The sequence below is a fragment of the Hahella chejuensis KCTC 2396 genome (genome assembly GCF_000012985.1).
Taxonomy (GTDB): Bacteria; Pseudomonadota; Gammaproteobacteria; order Pseudomonadales; family Oleiphilaceae; genus Hahella; species Hahella chejuensis.
Genome location: NC_007645.1, coordinates 556,303 through 572,628, shown reverse-complemented (window position 1 = coordinate 572,628; position 16,326 = coordinate 556,303). Strand labels below are relative to the sequence as shown.

Below are 16,326 nucleotides of genomic sequence, written 5' to 3'. Positions count from 1 at the left end.
TTATGTCCCGGGGTTACCCTCAACGCATCCGAAGCTGGCTAGCTCCACGCTTGATAAGCTAAAGGCCCAAAAGCCACAATGCTCAATGCGCTACCCAGCACCAATAACGGCATGAGAATTCGTTCATGGCGCTGATAAAAACTTCCCTCCTCCATTTGCGCCAGACGGATTTCTTCCTCTCCAACAACCTGCCGGGTCAATAAGTGATTGAGCGCCACAGGCGGGCTTAAGTAACCTAACTCAAAGGCCACCAGAGTCACCATCCAGAAATGCACAGGGTCGACGCCATTGTCATAAGCGATTTTGGCGATGGTCGCGCTGACAAGAATGACTGCGCCATAGGGGTCCATCACCATACCGATCACCACCAGTATCGCCACCAGCATCAGCATGACCATCCAGACGCTGGCGAAACTGTGCGGAAAGAGCTCCATCAAACCAGAGCGCTCTACCACGCCCCCCACACTGACGGAAAGCCCCATCAAGAATAACAAGGCGCCGATATGAGTCGTCGTCTCGTTCGTCGCCGAGCGCAACGCCTTCTCAAAACTGGCGCACTTAACTTCTCCGTTGGATTCCTTTTTTTCCGCCGCGCTCGGCGTTCGATAGCGTTCGTATACCAGAATAGCCAGCATCATCACTGGCAATATGCGCGGAGCGGTGAACTCATTAAGACCAACGCCCAATCCCCAGGAATAAACCAAAGTGACTGCACTGATCGCCAGCACATAAGGAATAAGCGGTTTCAAAGCCGCCAGCATTGCCGGCGCAGCGACGCGTACCGGGGCCAGCGCAATCGGACTGCGCCGGTTCATCGTCATACTGAAAGCAGCGAACAACATCAACGTCAGCACGAACACTTTGCCGCCCCAGCCGAACAATTGATCCGTGGTCACTTCCCGGTTCAAATAGGCGATGATCACCACCAGCAGGCAGGGGCGCAGCACCACGCCGAGACTGCCGGAAATAGCCGTGGCCGCCAAGGCCAATTGGCGACGCGCCCCGGCTTTGCGCAGTTCAAGATAAATCACCGAGCCCGCCGCGATCACGAAAATGCCTGAGGCGCCCGTATAGGCCGTGGGTATGGCGGCAACGGCGATCGCCACAAAGGCGAGCATTTCCGGCGGCATCTTCCAAGGGTGGAATACGTTGAACACCAGACTGGCGAGCCTTGTCTCCTTCAGCATCATGCCTATCCAGACATATAGCCCTACATTCAGGAACATGTCGGACAGATCCATCATTTTATCCAGATAGATGCCGACGCCCGCCACATGCCCTTCCATCATGAAATAAGTTCCAGATATCAAGCACATGGTGGTGTACAGCGGCACGCTTAGCAACGCTCCGCCAAAGCGGCCTCCTGGTTTGGCGTCCTCCGGGATCTTGATCAACTGCCAGAGACTCATCAGGGTCAAGGCGCCGAATCCGGACATCCACAATAAATGCAATGCATCCCGTTGCGGCGATTCGCCGCCATGGGCTAACCCAAGCTCACGGAAAGACCAGGAAGACGCAAACAACATCGCGTTGGCGACCAGCTGCAAAGCCGTGGAAACGCGATGATCCAACACTGTCACCATGGGACGCATAGCGATATGATGGCGTCCTGCCGTTGCTGTGGCGGCGCAGATCAACACCAGAATGACCAGAATAAAGCGCTGAGAAGTCAGCCCGAATGCAATAACGTCCGCCACAAACAGCTCTCCCGCCCGGAACGCCCTCACTCCTGGAGTAATGCGATCCTTGGCTGCCTCATAGCGTTGAAACTTCTCAACGCATGCCGCCTTGGCGTTGAGTAATGACGCGCGTAATGTCGCAGGGTCGACGGGGTCTGGCTCAAACAATCCGAGATCGTCCGCTGGCGCTTGCTGCTGCGCCAATAACCTCTGCAATTCAGATTCGATATTCGGATTGGGATTACATTCCGGCGCTACCGGTTCTATGCGCAGCTCGTAATACCCCGGCCAGATCGCCTGCCCCATTTGCAGAATTTTATTATGGATATCGCTGGCGGCGCCGAACGCCACCACCGCCGCCAAAAGCAGACAAACCGGAAATGATGAAAACCACTCCCGCTTGGTCCGGCCGATAGCGACACCGGACTCATAGGCCAGGGAACCATTCATGATTTAGTGCAATCCAGATGATATTCAATTACCGCCCGCATCCACCTTCAGGGCCTCTGCGCCAAAGCAGGATCTGAGCAGTACGGATTATTCGAGGTTTTCCACGCATTCCCCGGCGGTGGGGTTGGTCTTGCAACGGACTTTACGCATCAGCGTCAGCGCACGACTGTCGTAGGCGCCTTCGTCCCGCAAAGCCATGCGCACTTCGCGCAGCAACTTGTCATAGCCTTCCAGTTTTTGCGTCGCCGGACGCATCCAGTATTCGTCTTTTATTTCCGCTTCCGCATCGCGGATGATTTGGTACGCTTCTTCATAACGACCCGCCGCGTACTCCCGCGATAACTGGCCATACCCCTCCGGGAAGCGGTCCTGACGAATAATGATCTGGAAGTTCATTTGCGCCAGCTTGTAATTAAACACACCGCCATCCGGTTCCAGTCCCTTATAAAGCTCCAATGGGGTATACGCCACCGCTGGCGCGTAGGCGACATCGACATTGCCATTGTTGAACTTTCCGGCAAAGTTGCTGGAGTTAGCGCTTACTACCGAAGCGCCTACCCGACGCACCATGGTTAAGGCCGCATTGTCATAATCCAGTGTGGCGATCTTCTTACCCTGCAGTTCCTCAACGGAATCCAGATTGCGGTCGCGAATGAACAGGTAAACAGCGCCTGCAGGCAGGATGCCGGCTACTTCAAACTCGCCTTGCGTCAACAGAGCCGCCGCCTTCGGTTGATTCAACGTCTGCAGCAGCAGATTCATTTCTTCATCGCCCGGGATAGCGCCCATCGCTTCCAAGGTGCCGGTAAATCGATTGAACTCGCGCGCGCGAGTGCCTGTCAGCAGCACTGCGTCACACTGCCCGGCTTTAAAATCTTCAGCCGCTACTTTTTCGTCAGTGTAGGCGCGTAAATCCAGATTCACCCCCCACCCCAGCGCAGAAGGCTTCGCCGTCTTCATAATGTTAAACAGTGGCCCATTGGCCCCGATTGGATCAAATACGCAGAACGAGCGCTCCATCATTTCCGCGTTGGAAAAGCCCGACAGTGTCATAGCGGCGGCGCATGCCAAACCCGCCAGTTGTTTTTTTATCGCCCTTGTTTTCATTTTAATTTCCCAGTCGTTAGCTTCTTTGACATTGATCCGGTCCGCTCCCGCCATGCCGGCCAGCTACAAAATATCGCTGAGATCCACAGTCTCCGCTGTAGTTTGCTTCTTATCGTCCCAGAACCTTCCCAAGGCGCCCATCGGCGTGCGGTGGCCGGTATGCTCTGTCCACATGCGGTCGGACAATCCAGTCAGCATCGTCGTCGCCAATTCATCCAACAGACGCGCCTCCGGCGGGGCTTCTTTATTGGCTTTGGACTTGGCATGGGCGCGAATGACCTGTTTCACCGCATCCATATCCCCTTTCCCGTATGCCGCCAAGGCTTGAAAAACATGAGCCAGCCGCACGCCTGCGCGTTCGCCTTTCTTCGCCGCTGCGGCGAGTCGCATGGAGGCGTTTTCGCCCTTAGGTTCGGCTCCAGGCAACATGGACCACACCGTCGCTCGAATCGCCATGGGCGCGCCCCACCATTTGTCATCATCCACACAGGCTGCAGACCGTTCGACTTTCGCAGCGATATTCTTAGGTACGCCCAGCCCCGCTCCTGACGCAATTTCGTTGTTAAGCGCCTGCAAACCGGCAATCATACCCATCATCCAGATGAATTCGTCGTAGTCCTCTTCCAGCTCAGGGCAGGCTCCTCCTGGCTCGCCATATTGGGCGACGAGATGCTGATAAGCTTCGTAGTTGCGCTTGGCCGCCAAGGTGTTAAAGCGTTTCTGCGCGATCAGCGCATCCTCGGCTTCCGCCGGGTCCTGGTCGCGAATCGCACGCATATAGCGCAACTCTTCATTTAAAGCGCGGGACTCTGCGCACATACCAGCGGAGCCGTAGATCATGACAGCAAGAGAGTGGGGCTCGTCGCGAACGCGACCAAAGGACATCAACATCGGCGCCAACGCTTCCGACATACCGCAGTTCATGGAAACGTCATCTGTGCTGAGGACAAAGGGAGTCTGATGTTCCTGCGCAAAACTCACCATGACGTCGCCAGTGGTCTTGTACATCACATTGCGTGTTGCGCCGCATCCAGCCAGCGCCAGAGTTGTAGCAAGGACAGCCGCGTGTTTGGCGGAAAACCACCGCCGGACGGGGCAGACCCAATGCAGTATCGCGGATGAAAACCTCAAGAAATATGGGCTCACAAAAACCTCCCAGTTGCCTTTTGTCTTTATTCTTCGATGTCGCCGCAGCCCGGCGAGCATAGGGGTTTATGCTTAGGAAGGGCCAGATTATGGACAAACTGGAAGGTTTTTTGTGAGATGAACGGCACAAAGCGCAATAAATTTGGCACAAAAAGACAAAAAACGATAAATACCGTTACCGAAGCGTCTTTCAAAAAAGGCCGAAATTACGCCGCCGCGCATTTGACAGGGCTCCGGGAGCCGCTATAACTAAAGGAGCGCTGGGCCTGAAGCAGGGTTTGTAGGACTTCGGCTCACAGCGTTCGCCACCAATAACAATACAAACCCGATAGGAGAAGAGTATGCGCAAACCTGAACTTGCCGCAGCGATTGCAGCACGCACGAATTTGTCGAAAAGCAAAGCTGCGGAGGTACTGAACGCGTTAACCGATGAAATAGCCGACGCGGTATCCCGCAATGAAACCGTCTCACTGATCGGATTCGGAACCTTCAGTCAGCGCAATAGGAGCGCACGTACAGGTAAAAACCCCAAAACTGGGGCCGCAATTAAAATTCCCGCCAGCAAAACCGTTGGGTTCAAGGCTGGCAAGCTCTTGAAGGATGCAGTCAATAAATAATATTGGCGGCGGAAGCCCCACTCTGCCCGCTATCCGTCCGGACAGGAACAGGGCGCTTCCGCCGCAGAAGGCCAAACAGCCCTCAAGGATCAGAAGTTTTAAACAACGGACTCAGACCGTTATTTTTTCCGCCAGATCCGCAAAGATATCCTCATTGATTCCCTGCACCAGTTTCAGGTCTTCCGGCTTGGAGAACGGCCTCGCTTCAGCAATTTTCTGAGCCGTAGCGCGGCCAATTTTGGGTAAAGAAGTCAACTGCTTAACTGTAGCGTGGTTAATGTTGACCAGCTCATCCGCATCGACAATGACTGCGCTCTCCTGTCTACTCTCGAATTGTCGCGCGCTCAGCAACTCGGTCAACTGATCAAGACGCTTCTCGACAGCGACGATTTCATACTGCAACGCCACCTGTTTATCCAATGCGTCCGCAGTATTGCGGGAGATGTTCGATAACTGATAGATAATAACCAATACCGCTATAAACAGGATGAAAGATCCCATTCGTCAACCTCCTTCAATCAAATCGTCATTGTCTCGTCAAATCTGACAACCGCCTCGATAAGTGAACGTTGTATGCTACTCCATCATCAACGAGCGATCATACACTACACGTCCTTCCACAATGGTTTTATAGGCCAATCCAACCACTTCCGTATCCAGCCATGGGCAATTCTTGCCTTTGGACACCAGATCGGTCTCAGTCACCAGCCACCTCGCAGTCGGATCTATCAACGCCACATCCGCTGCGCTTCCAATCTGCAAACTCCCCATAGATAGCTCCAGCACCTGCGCCGGCCCTGACGTCAGCGCCCGCATCGCCGCTTCCAGGCGCAGCTCGCCTGCCGTCGTCAACGCAAGAATCTGCGGCAGCACCGTTTCAATCACCGACATGCCTGAGCGGGTTTCCGCAAACGGAGCCAGCTTGGCTGCGCTTTCATGAGGCTGATGATGAGAACAAATAGCGTCGATCACGCCCTCGTTCACACCATTCAGCAATGCCTTACGGTCTTCCTCCCGTCGCAGCGGAGGGCGCACGTGAAACGCAGGATTGAAGTCTTTGATCACGGCATCGGTATAAATCAGGTTCGCCAGCGCCACGTCACAGGTGACTTTCAGGCCGCGACGTTTGGCGTCTGCGACCAGCTCGACCGATTTCGCGCAGGATAATTGCCCAAGGTGTATCCGCGCTTCGGTTTCCTCCACCAGAATCAGCCACTGCGCCACCGCCATGGTTTCCGCAATGGCGGGAATGCCGCTCAGGCCCAGCAATCCGCTGGTGGCGCCTTCATGAACGCAGCCGTCTTTCGCCAACGCATAATCTTCCGGGCATACGAATACCGTAATATCCTGAGAGCAGGCGTATTCCAGGCAGCGTTTCATGACCTGATTGTCCCGGAAAGGATAGCGCAGATTGGAAACGCCAACGCAGCCGGCCTCTCGCAACGCGTGCATTTCGCTCAGTTGCTCTCCGGCCAACCCTTTGGTCATTGCGCCAATAGGCAGTATCTTCGCCTTACCCGCGGTCAACGCCTGATCGTATATGAGATTGGTCACCGCCGCGGTGTCATTGACTGGCGATGTCGCCGGAGGGCAGCATAGCGTCGTAAAGCCGCCCTTCACTGCGGCCAGCGACTCGCTGGCGATGTTTGCTTTATGTTCATAGCCCGGCTCGCGCAAATAAGCGCACAGGTCTACCAATCCAGGCGTCACCCAGGAACCGGCGGCGTCAATCACCATATCTGCCTGGAAGTCGGCTGGCGCCGCGCCGATCGCGACGACTTCTCCATCAGCAATATATAAGTCCGACACAGCGTCCAGACTTTGAGACGGATCGATAATTCGACCGCCTTTTATGTGTACCCGCCCGCTCACGCAACCTCCTCATCCGCTGTCAATTCAGCTATCTGGCCGCTCATCGCCATGGACATGACCGCCATCCGCACCGCAATGCCATTAGTCACCTGGTTCAATATAACGGATTGCGGACCGTCAGCGACTGCGGACTCTATCTCCACACCGCGGTTAATCGGTCCGGGATGCATGACAATCGCATCAGGCTTGGCCAATGCCAGTTTGTCCTGGGACAAGCCGTAAAGACGGAAAAATTCCTGCTCGCTGGGCAGCAAAGCGCCTTCCATACGTTCTTTCTGCAAACGCAGCATGATCACTACGTCAACGTCCCGCATGCCTTCTTTCATCGAGCTGAATACTTTGACGCCAAACTGATCAATATAAGGCGGCAGCAGCGTATCTGGCGCAATGACCCGAACTTCTTCGGCGCCAAGCAGGTTAAGGGCCTGAATTTGTGATCGCGCGACTCGCGAGTGCAGAATATCTCCCACGATGGCGACCTTCAGCCCTTCAAACTTATGCTTATGTTGGCGAATGGTCAGCATATCCAACATCGCCTGGGTCGGGTGCGCATGACGGCCATCGCCAGCGTTAATGACCGAGACTCTTGGCGTCACCGATTTAGCGATGAAATGCGGCGCGCCGCTCTGAGCGTGACGCACCACAAACATATCCACCGCCATCGCTTCCAAATTGCGCAGCATGTCGGACAAGGATTCGCCTTTGCTGGTGGCCGAGGTGGTGATGTTGATATTCAGAACATCCGCCGACAAACGTTTGGCGGCCAATTCAAAGGTAGTGCGGGTGCGGGTGCTTGCTTCGAAGAATAAATTGGCGACGGTTTTGCCGCGGAGTAAAGGAACTTTCTTGATTGATCTGGAGCCGACTTCAATAAAAGTATCCGCCGTGTCCAGGATGTCCGTGAGATGCTTCCGGCTCAGCCCTTCGATGGTCAGAAAATGTCGAAGTTGCTGAAACCTGTTCAACTGCAGGGGACTGAGTTCGTCGTCTATGCGAGGCATGGAAATCAATTCTCAGGTTGATGGATTTCGCCCATGTGTGAACTTGTCGCCAAGGTCTTTCAGCTGGAGCCTGTTTTCTCCCGCAGCTCCACCGCAAGAGGGTCCGGCCCCAGCAGTTTCACACGTTGATTTGACTGTAACCGTCGGCTGGCGCCGACCACATCCGGCTGTATGGGAAGGTCGCGACCGCCCACATCCATGAGCGCGACGAGAAGGATACTTGCCGGCCGGCCAAAGTCAAAAAGTTCGTTCATGGCGGCCCGAATCGTTCTTCCGCTCATAATCACGTCGTCCACCAGCACCACGTCCCGACCTTCTGTTTCGAAAGGCAAAGAAGAGGCTTTAACCTTGGGGTTCAAGCCGATGCGGGTGAAGTCGTCGCGGTAAAATGAGATATCCAGCTCGCCCACCGGACCATCCCAGCCCAACAGGCTTTGCAATCGTCGCGCAACCCATACGCCGCCAGTATGAATGCCGACGAGCGCAGGCTTATCTATATTGCGTTCCGCGCAGAGCAGTTTGAGTTTTTCGGCCATGTCCCGCATGGCCGCATCAACATCAATCAATGATGTCATTGGATTTTCCTTGTTTACGAGGAGGATGAAGAAATGCGTCCAGGTTGTCGGCGTGGGCTTCCAGCCAGCTTTCCACGATAAAGACCGCGGCGATGGAATCCACCGCGAAACGTCCGAAGTCGCGCTGCCCGTAGCGCTCTCTCACCATGGATTTGGCTTCGCTGCTGGTGAGTCGCTCGTCCGCCATTTCGACGCGCAGATTATATCTTCCGTGCAAACGCCGGGCGAATTTCCTGGCGCGCAACGCCATTTCACTGACGCTGCCGTCCATATTCAAAGGTTCTCCCACGATGACCAGCGCAGGTTTCCATTCTTCCAACAGCGCTTCAATCGCCTCCCATCGGGGGATGCCGTCCTGAGCGGGAATTTCCTTGAGCGGAGAAGCCGTCATCGATACCGACTGTCCGACAGCCGCGCCAAAGCGCTTAAGCCCGAAATCAAAACCAACCACTGTCGCCATAAACTATACGTCGAACCTCCCGAACGTCCTCTGCGCCAAAGCTTCAAGCATGCCCGGAAATCGACGAGAGACGGTGATAATCAATGCCCACCCGTCCCAATGCGGAAACGACTTTTTCACTGTCCGGCGTACGGAAAATGATAGCGGAGTCAGCGGGACAGGTGATCCAGAAATTGTTGGAGATTTCCTTCTCCAGTTGGCCGGCGCCCCACCCCGCATAGCCAAGCGCCACGAGTGTACGATCCGGGCCGACGCCGCGAGCCATAGCCTCCAGAATGTCTTTGGAAGTAGTAATGCAAATGTCAGGAGCGATCTCAATGGAGGACTGCCAGTCGCCAAGAGGCGAATGTAGAACGAAACCGCGCTCAATCTGCACGGGACCGCCGGAATACACCGGCATGGCGATGCCTTCTCCGCCCAGTTCAAGTTGCGCCAACATATCGCTAAGCCGGATATCCAAAGGCCGATTGATGACGATTCCCATGGCGCCTTCGTCGTTATGGTCGCATATATAGCTGATGGTCCCCTCGAAATTAGGGTCCTTGAGGTGAGGCATGGCAATCAGAAATTGATTGCGTAATGTAGACATTGATGAACTCATGCAGTTGCGGCCTTTTTAACTGCCTGTATAGTTCTAAGCATAAACCAGTTAACCCCTATGCGGCAAAAAACCATAGGAATTAACCGGAAAGTTCTCACGAATCAGTGGCGTACATGCGCTCGCCAAAAGAGAAGGTGCGGATGATCTCCAACAGGTCAGACTCCTTACGCATCTCTTCGGTGAACGGTGGGAAGGGCTCAGCGAGACGGATAATACGGATCACCGCGTCGTCCAATATCTTGGCGCCGGAGGAAGCCAGGATATTTATTTCCTGAACCTGACCATCCGGCTCAATGATGACGGCTACGCGAACTTTCCCTTCCAGCTTGCGCTTACGGGCTTCTTCCGGATAGTTGATGTTGCCGATGCGCTCCAATTCCCGACGCCACTCTTCCATGTAATAGGCGCTGGCGGTCTTTCTCGCCGATACCGCCGTCAGTCGCGTCACACGCGGACGCTTGGCGTACGCCTGTTGCTGCTCGGAAAGCTTCGCCTCCAAGCTGGCGATCTCCAGACTACGCTGCAACAACTGACTGCGCTCTTCCGGGGGAGCCTCTTCGGGGTTATCCTTCTTCGGCTTTTCCGACATGCTCATGTCACGATTGGAGGTCTTGTTCGCAACCACCTGTCGCTCAGCTGAGGCTTCCCTGGGTTTTACCGCCTCAGGCTGTAGCTGCGCGACTTCATGGGTTTCTATATCACGAAAGTCCGCCTGCTCAGTGGTAGTGAGTTCTTTCTTATCTTCTTCCGAGCCGCTGCCTTTTTGATTCGACTGCGCGAGGAAATCGGCGTCTTCCGGTTCTTCTTTATCATCAAATTGAGCCAGGGTGACCTCGACTGTCAGGGGCACAGGGCGCTCTGGTTCGATAGTAAAGGTAATTCCCAACACAATCGCCGCATGCACGGCGATGGCGAAGAACATACAAAAACCCAGGCGATCAAAAGCGGTGACTCCCGCAGCCGGAGAAGAAAGCGACTTATCACTCATATCTATTTAAACAACAATATCCCGACGTGACTTTAATAAAGACGACAAATAATCCATTAATTGTCCCGCTATATCCAAATGATAAAGTTTATCCAACTCTCTTATACAGGTAGGACTAGTGACATTTATTTCTGTGAGGTAGTCGCCAATTACATCCAGTCCGACAAAGTGCAGACCTTTCTCTCTTAATACCGGCCCAACGCGCGCGCAAATATCTTTATCCCGATCCGTCAATTCGCGACCTTCGCCGCTCCCACCCACCGCCAGATTGCCGCGGTTTTCGCCCTGCGCGGGGATACGCGCCAAAGCGTACGGAACAGGTTCGCCGTTGATCATCAGAATGCGCTTGTCGCCTTGCTTGATTTCAGGCAAATAGCGTTGCGCCATAATCTGGCGACGTCCATTGTCCGTGAGTGTTTCGAGAATAACGCCAAGGTTAAAGTCCCCTGTTTTCACCCGAAAGATAGACTTGCCTCCCATCCCGTCCAACGGCTTGAACACCACGTCCTCATGCTCCGCAAAAAAGCGGCGCAGGCGCATTACGTCGCGACTGACCAAAACAGGCGGGCACAGATCAGGGAACTGGGTGGCGAATAGTTTTTCGTTGCAGTCGCGCAGACTCTGAGGTCGATTGACGACCAGCGCGCCCTCACGTTCCGCAGCTTCCAGGATATGGGTGGCGAACACGAACTCGCTATCCACTGGCGGATCTTTACGCATCAGTATCAGGTCCAGAGTCGCCAGCGCATCCACGAACTCATCCTGTATTTCGAACCACTTGGAGGGGTCGTCCGCCACCTTCAGCGTGCGCATCCGCGCATAGGCCCGCCCCTGCTCAAGATACAGATCGTCCTGCTGCATATAGTACAGAGACCAGCCCCGTTTCTGGGCCGCCAACAGCATGGCGAGCGTGCTGTCCTTTTTAACGTTGATGTCGGCGATAGGGTCCATCACCACACCCAACCTGATAGTCATATCCGCACCTACTTAAATGCGTTAAAAGACGGTTGCAAAAATTAACTGGGCGCCCGGCAATCGGGCGGGCATAATGATGCCACTTTCCGGGCCCAAAGCCCACTTCTGTACTATCTTATTTTCTGTACTAATCTGCTAATTAAAAGGTAGTCAGGTTCCAATTGTTAAGGTCGTTAGTGGTTTTGTGACATTTATACACAAAGATTTTCTTTGCCTTACTGGGCATCTGAACTATAAATAGTATTTACTTATAGATTGCGTTGTAATTCTATGTTAAAAAAGCCATTAACATGTCTGACGCCGCTTTCCGACGTAAATCAGCCAGCCGAATTAGTGACTCACACAACGAAAACATGACCTCATTACCAGGGCCATATTGAGATGGAAGATAACTTTGAAAACCTCAAAATTATGGTGATTGACGATAGTAAGACGATTCGTCGCACGGCCGAAACGCTTCTGAAAAAAGTCGGCTGCACTGTAATTACCGCGACAGACGGTTTCGACGCCTTGGCAAAAATCGCCGATTCTCACCCGGACATCATTTTTGTCGATATAATGATGCCCCGGCTCGACGGCTACCAGACCTGCGCGCTTATCAAAAACAACAGCGCATTCAAGAGCACTCCCGTTATCATGCTCTCAAGCAAAGACGGACTCTTCGACAAGGCCAAGGGACGCATTGTGGGGTCGGACCAGTATTTAACCAAGCCTTTCAGCAAGGACGAACTACTGGGTACAATTCGAAATCATTTGCCGAAGAAATGATGTCAGTTTATTAAGCTACACTTTTTTTACAGGGTTACACATGAGTTTTCGGGGGAATTATGGCTCGCATACTTATCGTAGATGATTCGCCAACTGAGGTCCGCAAGATCTCAAGCATACTGGAAAAGCATCAACACGAAATCTTAACCGCCGACAACGGCGCCGACGGCGTGGCGCTGGCCCGCTCGGAAAAACCTGACCTCGTCCTGATGGACGTCGTTATGCCCGGATTGAACGGTTTTCAGGCGACTCGTCAGCTGACTCGCGCAGAAGAAACCGCCAATATTCCGGTGGTCATCGTCACTACCAAAGACCAGGAAACTGACCGCGTATGGGGTACGCGTCAGGGCGCCAAGGGCTATCTGGTCAAACCTGTCAATGAAAGCGATCTGATCAATACGATCAACGAGCTCATCAGATAGGCGGAGCCACTTTTTATCATGTCAATTACTACGGACCCGTTTGCCGTACTTGCCGAGATTGAAGCCAAGAGCAAGGCCTTAGCAGAGGGTTTGCCTGCGCAGGAAGACGTCATTGAGTTGTGGAACGGAATCGGTTTCTCTCTGGCGGGACTTCACTTCGTCGCAGCAATGGGAGAGGTGGTTGAAATCCTCCCGGTCCCCCGTTTCACACAGATTCCGGGCGTTAAAACCTGGATGCAGGGCGTCGCCAACGTACGTGGGCGGCTTCTTCCTATAATGGACCTGACTTCTTTCTTCGAGCTGCCGCAACAAACCCGCAGCACGAGAAACAGGCGCGTATTGGTCATTGAACAGGGCGATGTTTTCAGCGGCCTGATAGTGGACGGCGTGCTTGGCATGCAGTACTTCCCGGTGGACAGCTTCCAAAAGGACGCGCCGGATATCCCGGAAGTGCTGAGACCTTATGTAAGCGGCTTTTACGCCCGTAGTAACGAACGCTGGATTGTATTCGATACGACCAGTCTGGTGGCAGATTCCAATTTCATAAACGTAGCGCAGTGAGAAATCGCTGCGCAGCTATTACAGCGTCTGCTACGCTGTTAGATGGTTAGAGTTGAAAAGGCTGGGGAGCCAAAGCAATGATATCAATATCTGGAAAAACTTCGTCCGGACAGGGTGCGAACCCTATTCAGCTAGCCATGTATGGCGTGGTGATTGTGGCGGTAATCGCCCTTCTCTACGTTATATTTACGGTAAACCTTAACGCGAGTCAGGATAAGACGTACATCAGTTACGCTTCCGAGCTGCGGGTACTTTCTCAGGAGATCGCAAAGAACTCCTCGGAGGCCGCGGACGGTAAATCGGAGGCTTTCGAAGAATTGCGCCGCTCCCGGGACGACTTCCAACGTTTGTGGGATTATCTAACCAAAGGCAACCCTGAGCGTAATCTGCCTGCCGTTGAAAGCGTGCAGATGTCTAACGTAACCGGCTTGTGGGACGACGTACGTGAAGCGGCGGACCAGATCCTCGGCTCCAAAGACACCGTTCTGCAGTTGCACCAGGTCGCCATCACACTCAACGACACCATTCCCCAGCTACAGGTTGAGTATGACGACGTTGTACAGATTCTTTTGGAAAACAATGCGCCCGCCGATCAGGTCGCGGTAGCCCAGCGTCAGTCACTGCTGGCGGAACGTATTGTACGAAGCGTTAACAAAGTACTCGCCGGTGGCGAGGACGCGGTAACCGCAGCGGACCGTTTCGGCCGCGACGTAAACTTGTTCGGTCGCGTACTGAACGGGATGGTTGAAGGCAACCAGGTTATGGGCATCACCAAAGTGGCTGACGAAGACGCCACCTTCGGTCTGGAAGCCATCGCGGAGCTGTTCGAATTCGTTAACGAAAACGTAGACACCATTCTTGAAACGTCCCCTGAACTGTTCCGGGTGCGTGAAGCCGCCAACAACATCTTTGAAAAATCACAGGCGCTGTTGACCGAAACCTCCAAACTGAACGAAGTATTCCAGACTCAGGCTGAAGGCCGTCTGGTTAGTGACGAAATGGGATACGCCCTGCTGTTCCTCATCATCGTTGCGATCTTGATCATCTTCTACATTGGTTCTCAGGAATCCAAAAAGCGTTACGAAAAAGAGGCTTCTCAGAACGAGCAGAACCAGAACGCGATCCTGCGACTGCTGGACGAACTGGCCGACCTCGCGGACGGCGACCTGACTACAGAGGCGACGGTAACCGAGGACTTCACGGGCGCGATCGCCGACTCCATCAACTTCGCGATCGACCAGATGCGTCAGTTGGTAACCTCCATTAACGAAACCGCTGTACGGGTGGCGGGCGCAGCCCAGGAAACCCAGGCGACTGCGATGCATCTGGCCGACGCTTCCGAGCACCAGGCGCAGGAAATCGCCGGCGCATCCGCGGCGATCAACGAAATGGCGGTCTCTATCGACCAGGTATCTTCTAACGCCGCCGAATCAGCAGCGGTTGCGGAGCGGTCGGTTGCGATCGCGAAGAAAGGCGCCGAAATCGTACAGTCTACTATTCGCGGCATGGATAACATCCGTGAACAGATCCAGGAAACATCCAAGCGGATCAAGCGTCTGGGTGAATCATCCCAGGAGATCGGGGATATCGTATCGTTGATTAACGACATTGCCGACCAGACCAACATTCTTTCTTTGAACGCTGCAATCCAGGCATCTATGGCCGGTGACGCAGGTCGAGGCTTCGCGGTTGTTGCGGACGAGGTACAGCGACTTGCGGAACGTTCCTCTGCAGCGACCAAACAGATTGAGGCGCTGGTAAAAACCATTCAGACCGACACCAACGAAGCGGTAATCTCCATGGAACAAACCACCGCAGAGGTGGTGCGTGGAGCGCGCTTCGCACAAGACGCGGGTGTCGCCCTGGAAGAAATCGAGAACGTATCGAAAAACCTTGCGGACTTGATCCAGAACATCTCGAACGCCGCACGTCAGCAGTCGTCTTCAGCAGGCCATATTTCCAATACGATGAACGTTATCCAGGAAATTACCTCACAGACTTCCGCGGGTACAAACGCTACAGCGAAGTCTATCGGTAAACTGGCGGAACTGGCTAACCAGCTGCGTAACTCTGTAGCAGGTTTCAAGCTGCCTGACCAGGTAGGTCACAGCAACGAGGAAGACTTGGACATCGACGCCGCCTAAACCTGTGTTGATGTTCCAATGACCTATCGTCCGACAACAGCAAGGACACGACTAAGGCGCCAATATGGCGATCAATGATGGCACTGAAGTTGAGGGATCATGGAGTTTAAAAACCCTGCCGCCAATGGAAGATCAGGAATTCTTCCGGTGGCAGGCGTTGCTGGAGAAGCGCACTGGAATGAACTTGCCAATACAGCGCAAGACATTTCTGCAGACCAGCTTGGGCATTCGGATGCGGGAAATCGGCTGCCCCTCCTATCAGGAGTACTTTCACAAAATCGTTGACAGTCCATCCGGCGTCGTCGAATGGGCCATCCTGGTAGATCGGCTGACGGTTCAGGAAACCCGGTTTTACAGAGATGAAGATGCGTTTGGATTGGTCAAGGATTATCTGCTGACCCGGCCGGTTGAAGCACTGGCCAAGTCCACCATCGAAGCCTGGAGCGTTGGCTGCTCAACCGGAGAAGAGCCTTATACGCTGGCCATGATCATCGAAGAGTGTCTTGAAGCTCTGGGATTGGCCAAGTACTACGGCGTTACCGGCACGGACATTTCCTCGCCGGTGCTGGAGAAGGCCCGAACTGCTGTTTACCCGGCACGCAAACTGGTCACCCTGAACGAAGAACGCAAAGAGAAATTTTTTGAAAAGCGTAACGGGAATCTCTACGCAGTTATCCCGCGCTTGAAAGAGAGAGTGTGTTTTGCAAGGGTTAACGTGCTTAACCTTAAAGACGCGCCGATGCATGGCATGAACATTATTTTCTGCCAGAACTTATTGATTTATTTCAGACGCTGGCGGCGGAAGGAGATCCTCAACCGCTTGGCTGAACGCCTGGTGCCAGGTGGCATACTGGTATTGGGACTGGGAGAAATCGTTGACTGGACCCACCCTCTTTTGCAGCGGGTCGGAAGTGACAAAACTCTCGCTTTTATCAGGCGAAACGAGCGCAACAGTTAATT

General features: G+C 53.9%; 17 protein-coding genes. 6 read left to right on the top strand and 11 right to left on the bottom strand.

Annotation, left to right across the window (positions count from 1 at the left end):
- Window positions 1–38: 38 nt before the first annotated feature.
- The 3 genes from HCH_RS02555 to HCH_RS02545 all read right to left on the bottom strand — a co-directional run bounded on the left by HCH_RS02555 (window position 39) and on the right by HCH_RS02545 (window position 4,382).
- Window positions 39–2,129 (bottom strand): TRAP transporter large permease subunit, encoded by a 2,091-nt coding sequence (locus HCH_RS02555; RefSeq protein WP_011394541.1) that lies wholly within the window; start codon window positions 2,127–2,129, stop codon window positions 39–41.
- Window positions 2,130–2,216: 87 nt separating this feature from the next.
- A complete protein-coding gene (locus tag HCH_RS02550; RefSeq protein ID WP_011394540.1) occupies window positions 2,217–3,236 on the bottom strand; it encodes a putative solute-binding protein in 1,020 nt (339 codons plus the stop codon).
- A gap of 63 nt (window positions 3,237–3,299) precedes the next feature.
- Window positions 3,300–4,382 carry a hypothetical protein gene (locus tag HCH_RS02545; RefSeq protein WP_011394539.1) on the bottom strand — a complete coding sequence of 361 codons (1,083 nt, stop codon included), beginning with the start codon at window positions 4,380–4,382 and terminating at the stop codon, window positions 3,300–3,302.
- 341 nt (window positions 4,383–4,723) lie between these two features.
- Here HCH_RS02545 and HCH_RS02540 point away from each other — a divergent pair, with 341 nt between their 5' ends.
- Window positions 4,724–4,999: an HU family DNA-binding protein gene (locus tag HCH_RS02540; RefSeq protein WP_011394537.1), complete on the top strand. Its 276-nt coding sequence runs from the start codon at window positions 4,724–4,726 to the stop codon at window positions 4,997–4,999.
- A 111-nt stretch (window positions 5,000–5,110) separates the two neighbouring features.
- Here the strand turns inward: HCH_RS02540 and HCH_RS02535 are convergent, their stop codons facing one another.
- From HCH_RS02535 to gshB, 8 genes are all read right to left on the bottom strand, one after another.
- The gene (locus HCH_RS02535; protein WP_011394536.1) at window positions 5,111–5,500 is read right to left on the bottom strand and encodes a ComEA family DNA-binding protein; all 390 of its coding nucleotides are present in this window, start codon (window positions 5,498–5,500) and stop codon (window positions 5,111–5,113) included.
- A 75-nt stretch (window positions 5,501–5,575) separates the two neighbouring features.
- The gene (locus HCH_RS02530; RefSeq protein ID WP_011394535.1) at window positions 5,576–6,871 is read right to left on the bottom strand and encodes a dihydroorotase; all 1,296 of its coding nucleotides are present in this window, start codon (window positions 6,869–6,871) and stop codon (window positions 5,576–5,578) included.
- Window positions 6,868–7,872, bottom strand: coding sequence for an aspartate carbamoyltransferase catalytic subunit (locus tag HCH_RS02525; RefSeq protein WP_011394534.1), 1,005 nt, complete (start codon window positions 7,870–7,872; stop codon window positions 6,868–6,870). Before HCH_RS02525 ends, HCH_RS02530 begins: the two co-directional genes overlap by 4 nt.
- A gap of 59 nt (window positions 7,873–7,931) precedes the next feature.
- Complete coding sequence (gene pyrR / locus HCH_RS02520) at window positions 7,932–8,447, bottom strand: bifunctional pyr operon transcriptional regulator/uracil phosphoribosyltransferase PyrR (RefSeq protein WP_011394533.1); 516 nt, start codon at window positions 8,445–8,447, stop codon at window positions 7,932–7,934.
- Window positions 8,431–8,907 carry a Holliday junction resolvase RuvX gene (gene ruvX, locus HCH_RS02515; RefSeq protein WP_011394532.1) on the bottom strand — a complete coding sequence of 159 codons (477 nt, stop codon included), beginning with the start codon at window positions 8,905–8,907 and terminating at the stop codon, window positions 8,431–8,433. The genes pyrR and ruvX overlap by 17 nt, the downstream gene beginning before the upstream one ends.
- A gap of 43 nt (window positions 8,908–8,950) precedes the next feature.
- Window positions 8,951–9,508 carry a YqgE/AlgH family protein gene (locus HCH_RS02510; RefSeq protein WP_011394531.1) on the bottom strand — a complete coding sequence of 186 codons (558 nt, stop codon included), beginning with the start codon at window positions 9,506–9,508 and terminating at the stop codon, window positions 8,951–8,953.
- 94 nt (window positions 9,509–9,602) lie between these two features.
- Entirely contained in the window at window positions 9,603–10,496 is an 894-nt protein-coding gene (locus HCH_RS02505; protein ID WP_049780818.1) for an energy transducer TonB, read from the bottom strand.
- 6 nt (window positions 10,497–10,502) lie between these two features.
- Window positions 10,503–11,471: a glutathione synthase gene (gene gshB / locus HCH_RS02500; RefSeq protein ID WP_011394529.1), complete on the bottom strand. Its 969-nt coding sequence runs from the start codon at window positions 11,469–11,471 to the stop codon at window positions 10,503–10,505.
- A gap of 381 nt (window positions 11,472–11,852) precedes the next feature.
- On the opposite strand from gshB, the gene pilG reads away from it, so the two are divergent.
- The 5 genes from pilG (at window position 11,853) to HCH_RS02475 (ending at window position 16,324) form a co-directional block, all read left to right on the top strand.
- Entirely contained in the window at window positions 11,853–12,239 is a 387-nt protein-coding gene (gene pilG / locus HCH_RS02495; protein WP_011394528.1) for a twitching motility response regulator PilG, read from the top strand.
- Between the two features lie 59 nt (window positions 12,240–12,298).
- Window positions 12,299–12,661 carry a twitching motility response regulator PilH gene (gene pilH, locus HCH_RS02490; RefSeq protein ID WP_011394527.1) on the top strand — a complete coding sequence of 121 codons (363 nt, stop codon included), beginning with the start codon at window positions 12,299–12,301 and terminating at the stop codon, window positions 12,659–12,661.
- A gap of 18 nt (window positions 12,662–12,679) precedes the next feature.
- Window positions 12,680–13,222: a chemotaxis protein CheW gene (locus HCH_RS02485; RefSeq protein WP_011394526.1), complete on the top strand. Its 543-nt coding sequence runs from the start codon at window positions 12,680–12,682 to the stop codon at window positions 13,220–13,222.
- Window positions 13,223–13,299: 77 nt separating this feature from the next.
- On the top strand, window positions 13,300–15,366 hold the full coding sequence (locus HCH_RS02480; RefSeq protein ID WP_011394525.1) for a methyl-accepting chemotaxis protein: 2,067 nt from the start codon (window positions 13,300–13,302) through the stop codon (window positions 15,364–15,366).
- A 64-nt stretch (window positions 15,367–15,430) separates the two neighbouring features.
- Entirely contained in the window at window positions 15,431–16,324 is an 894-nt protein-coding gene (locus HCH_RS02475; RefSeq protein ID WP_011394524.1) for a CheR family methyltransferase, read from the top strand.
- Window positions 16,325–16,326 lie beyond the last annotated feature (2 nt).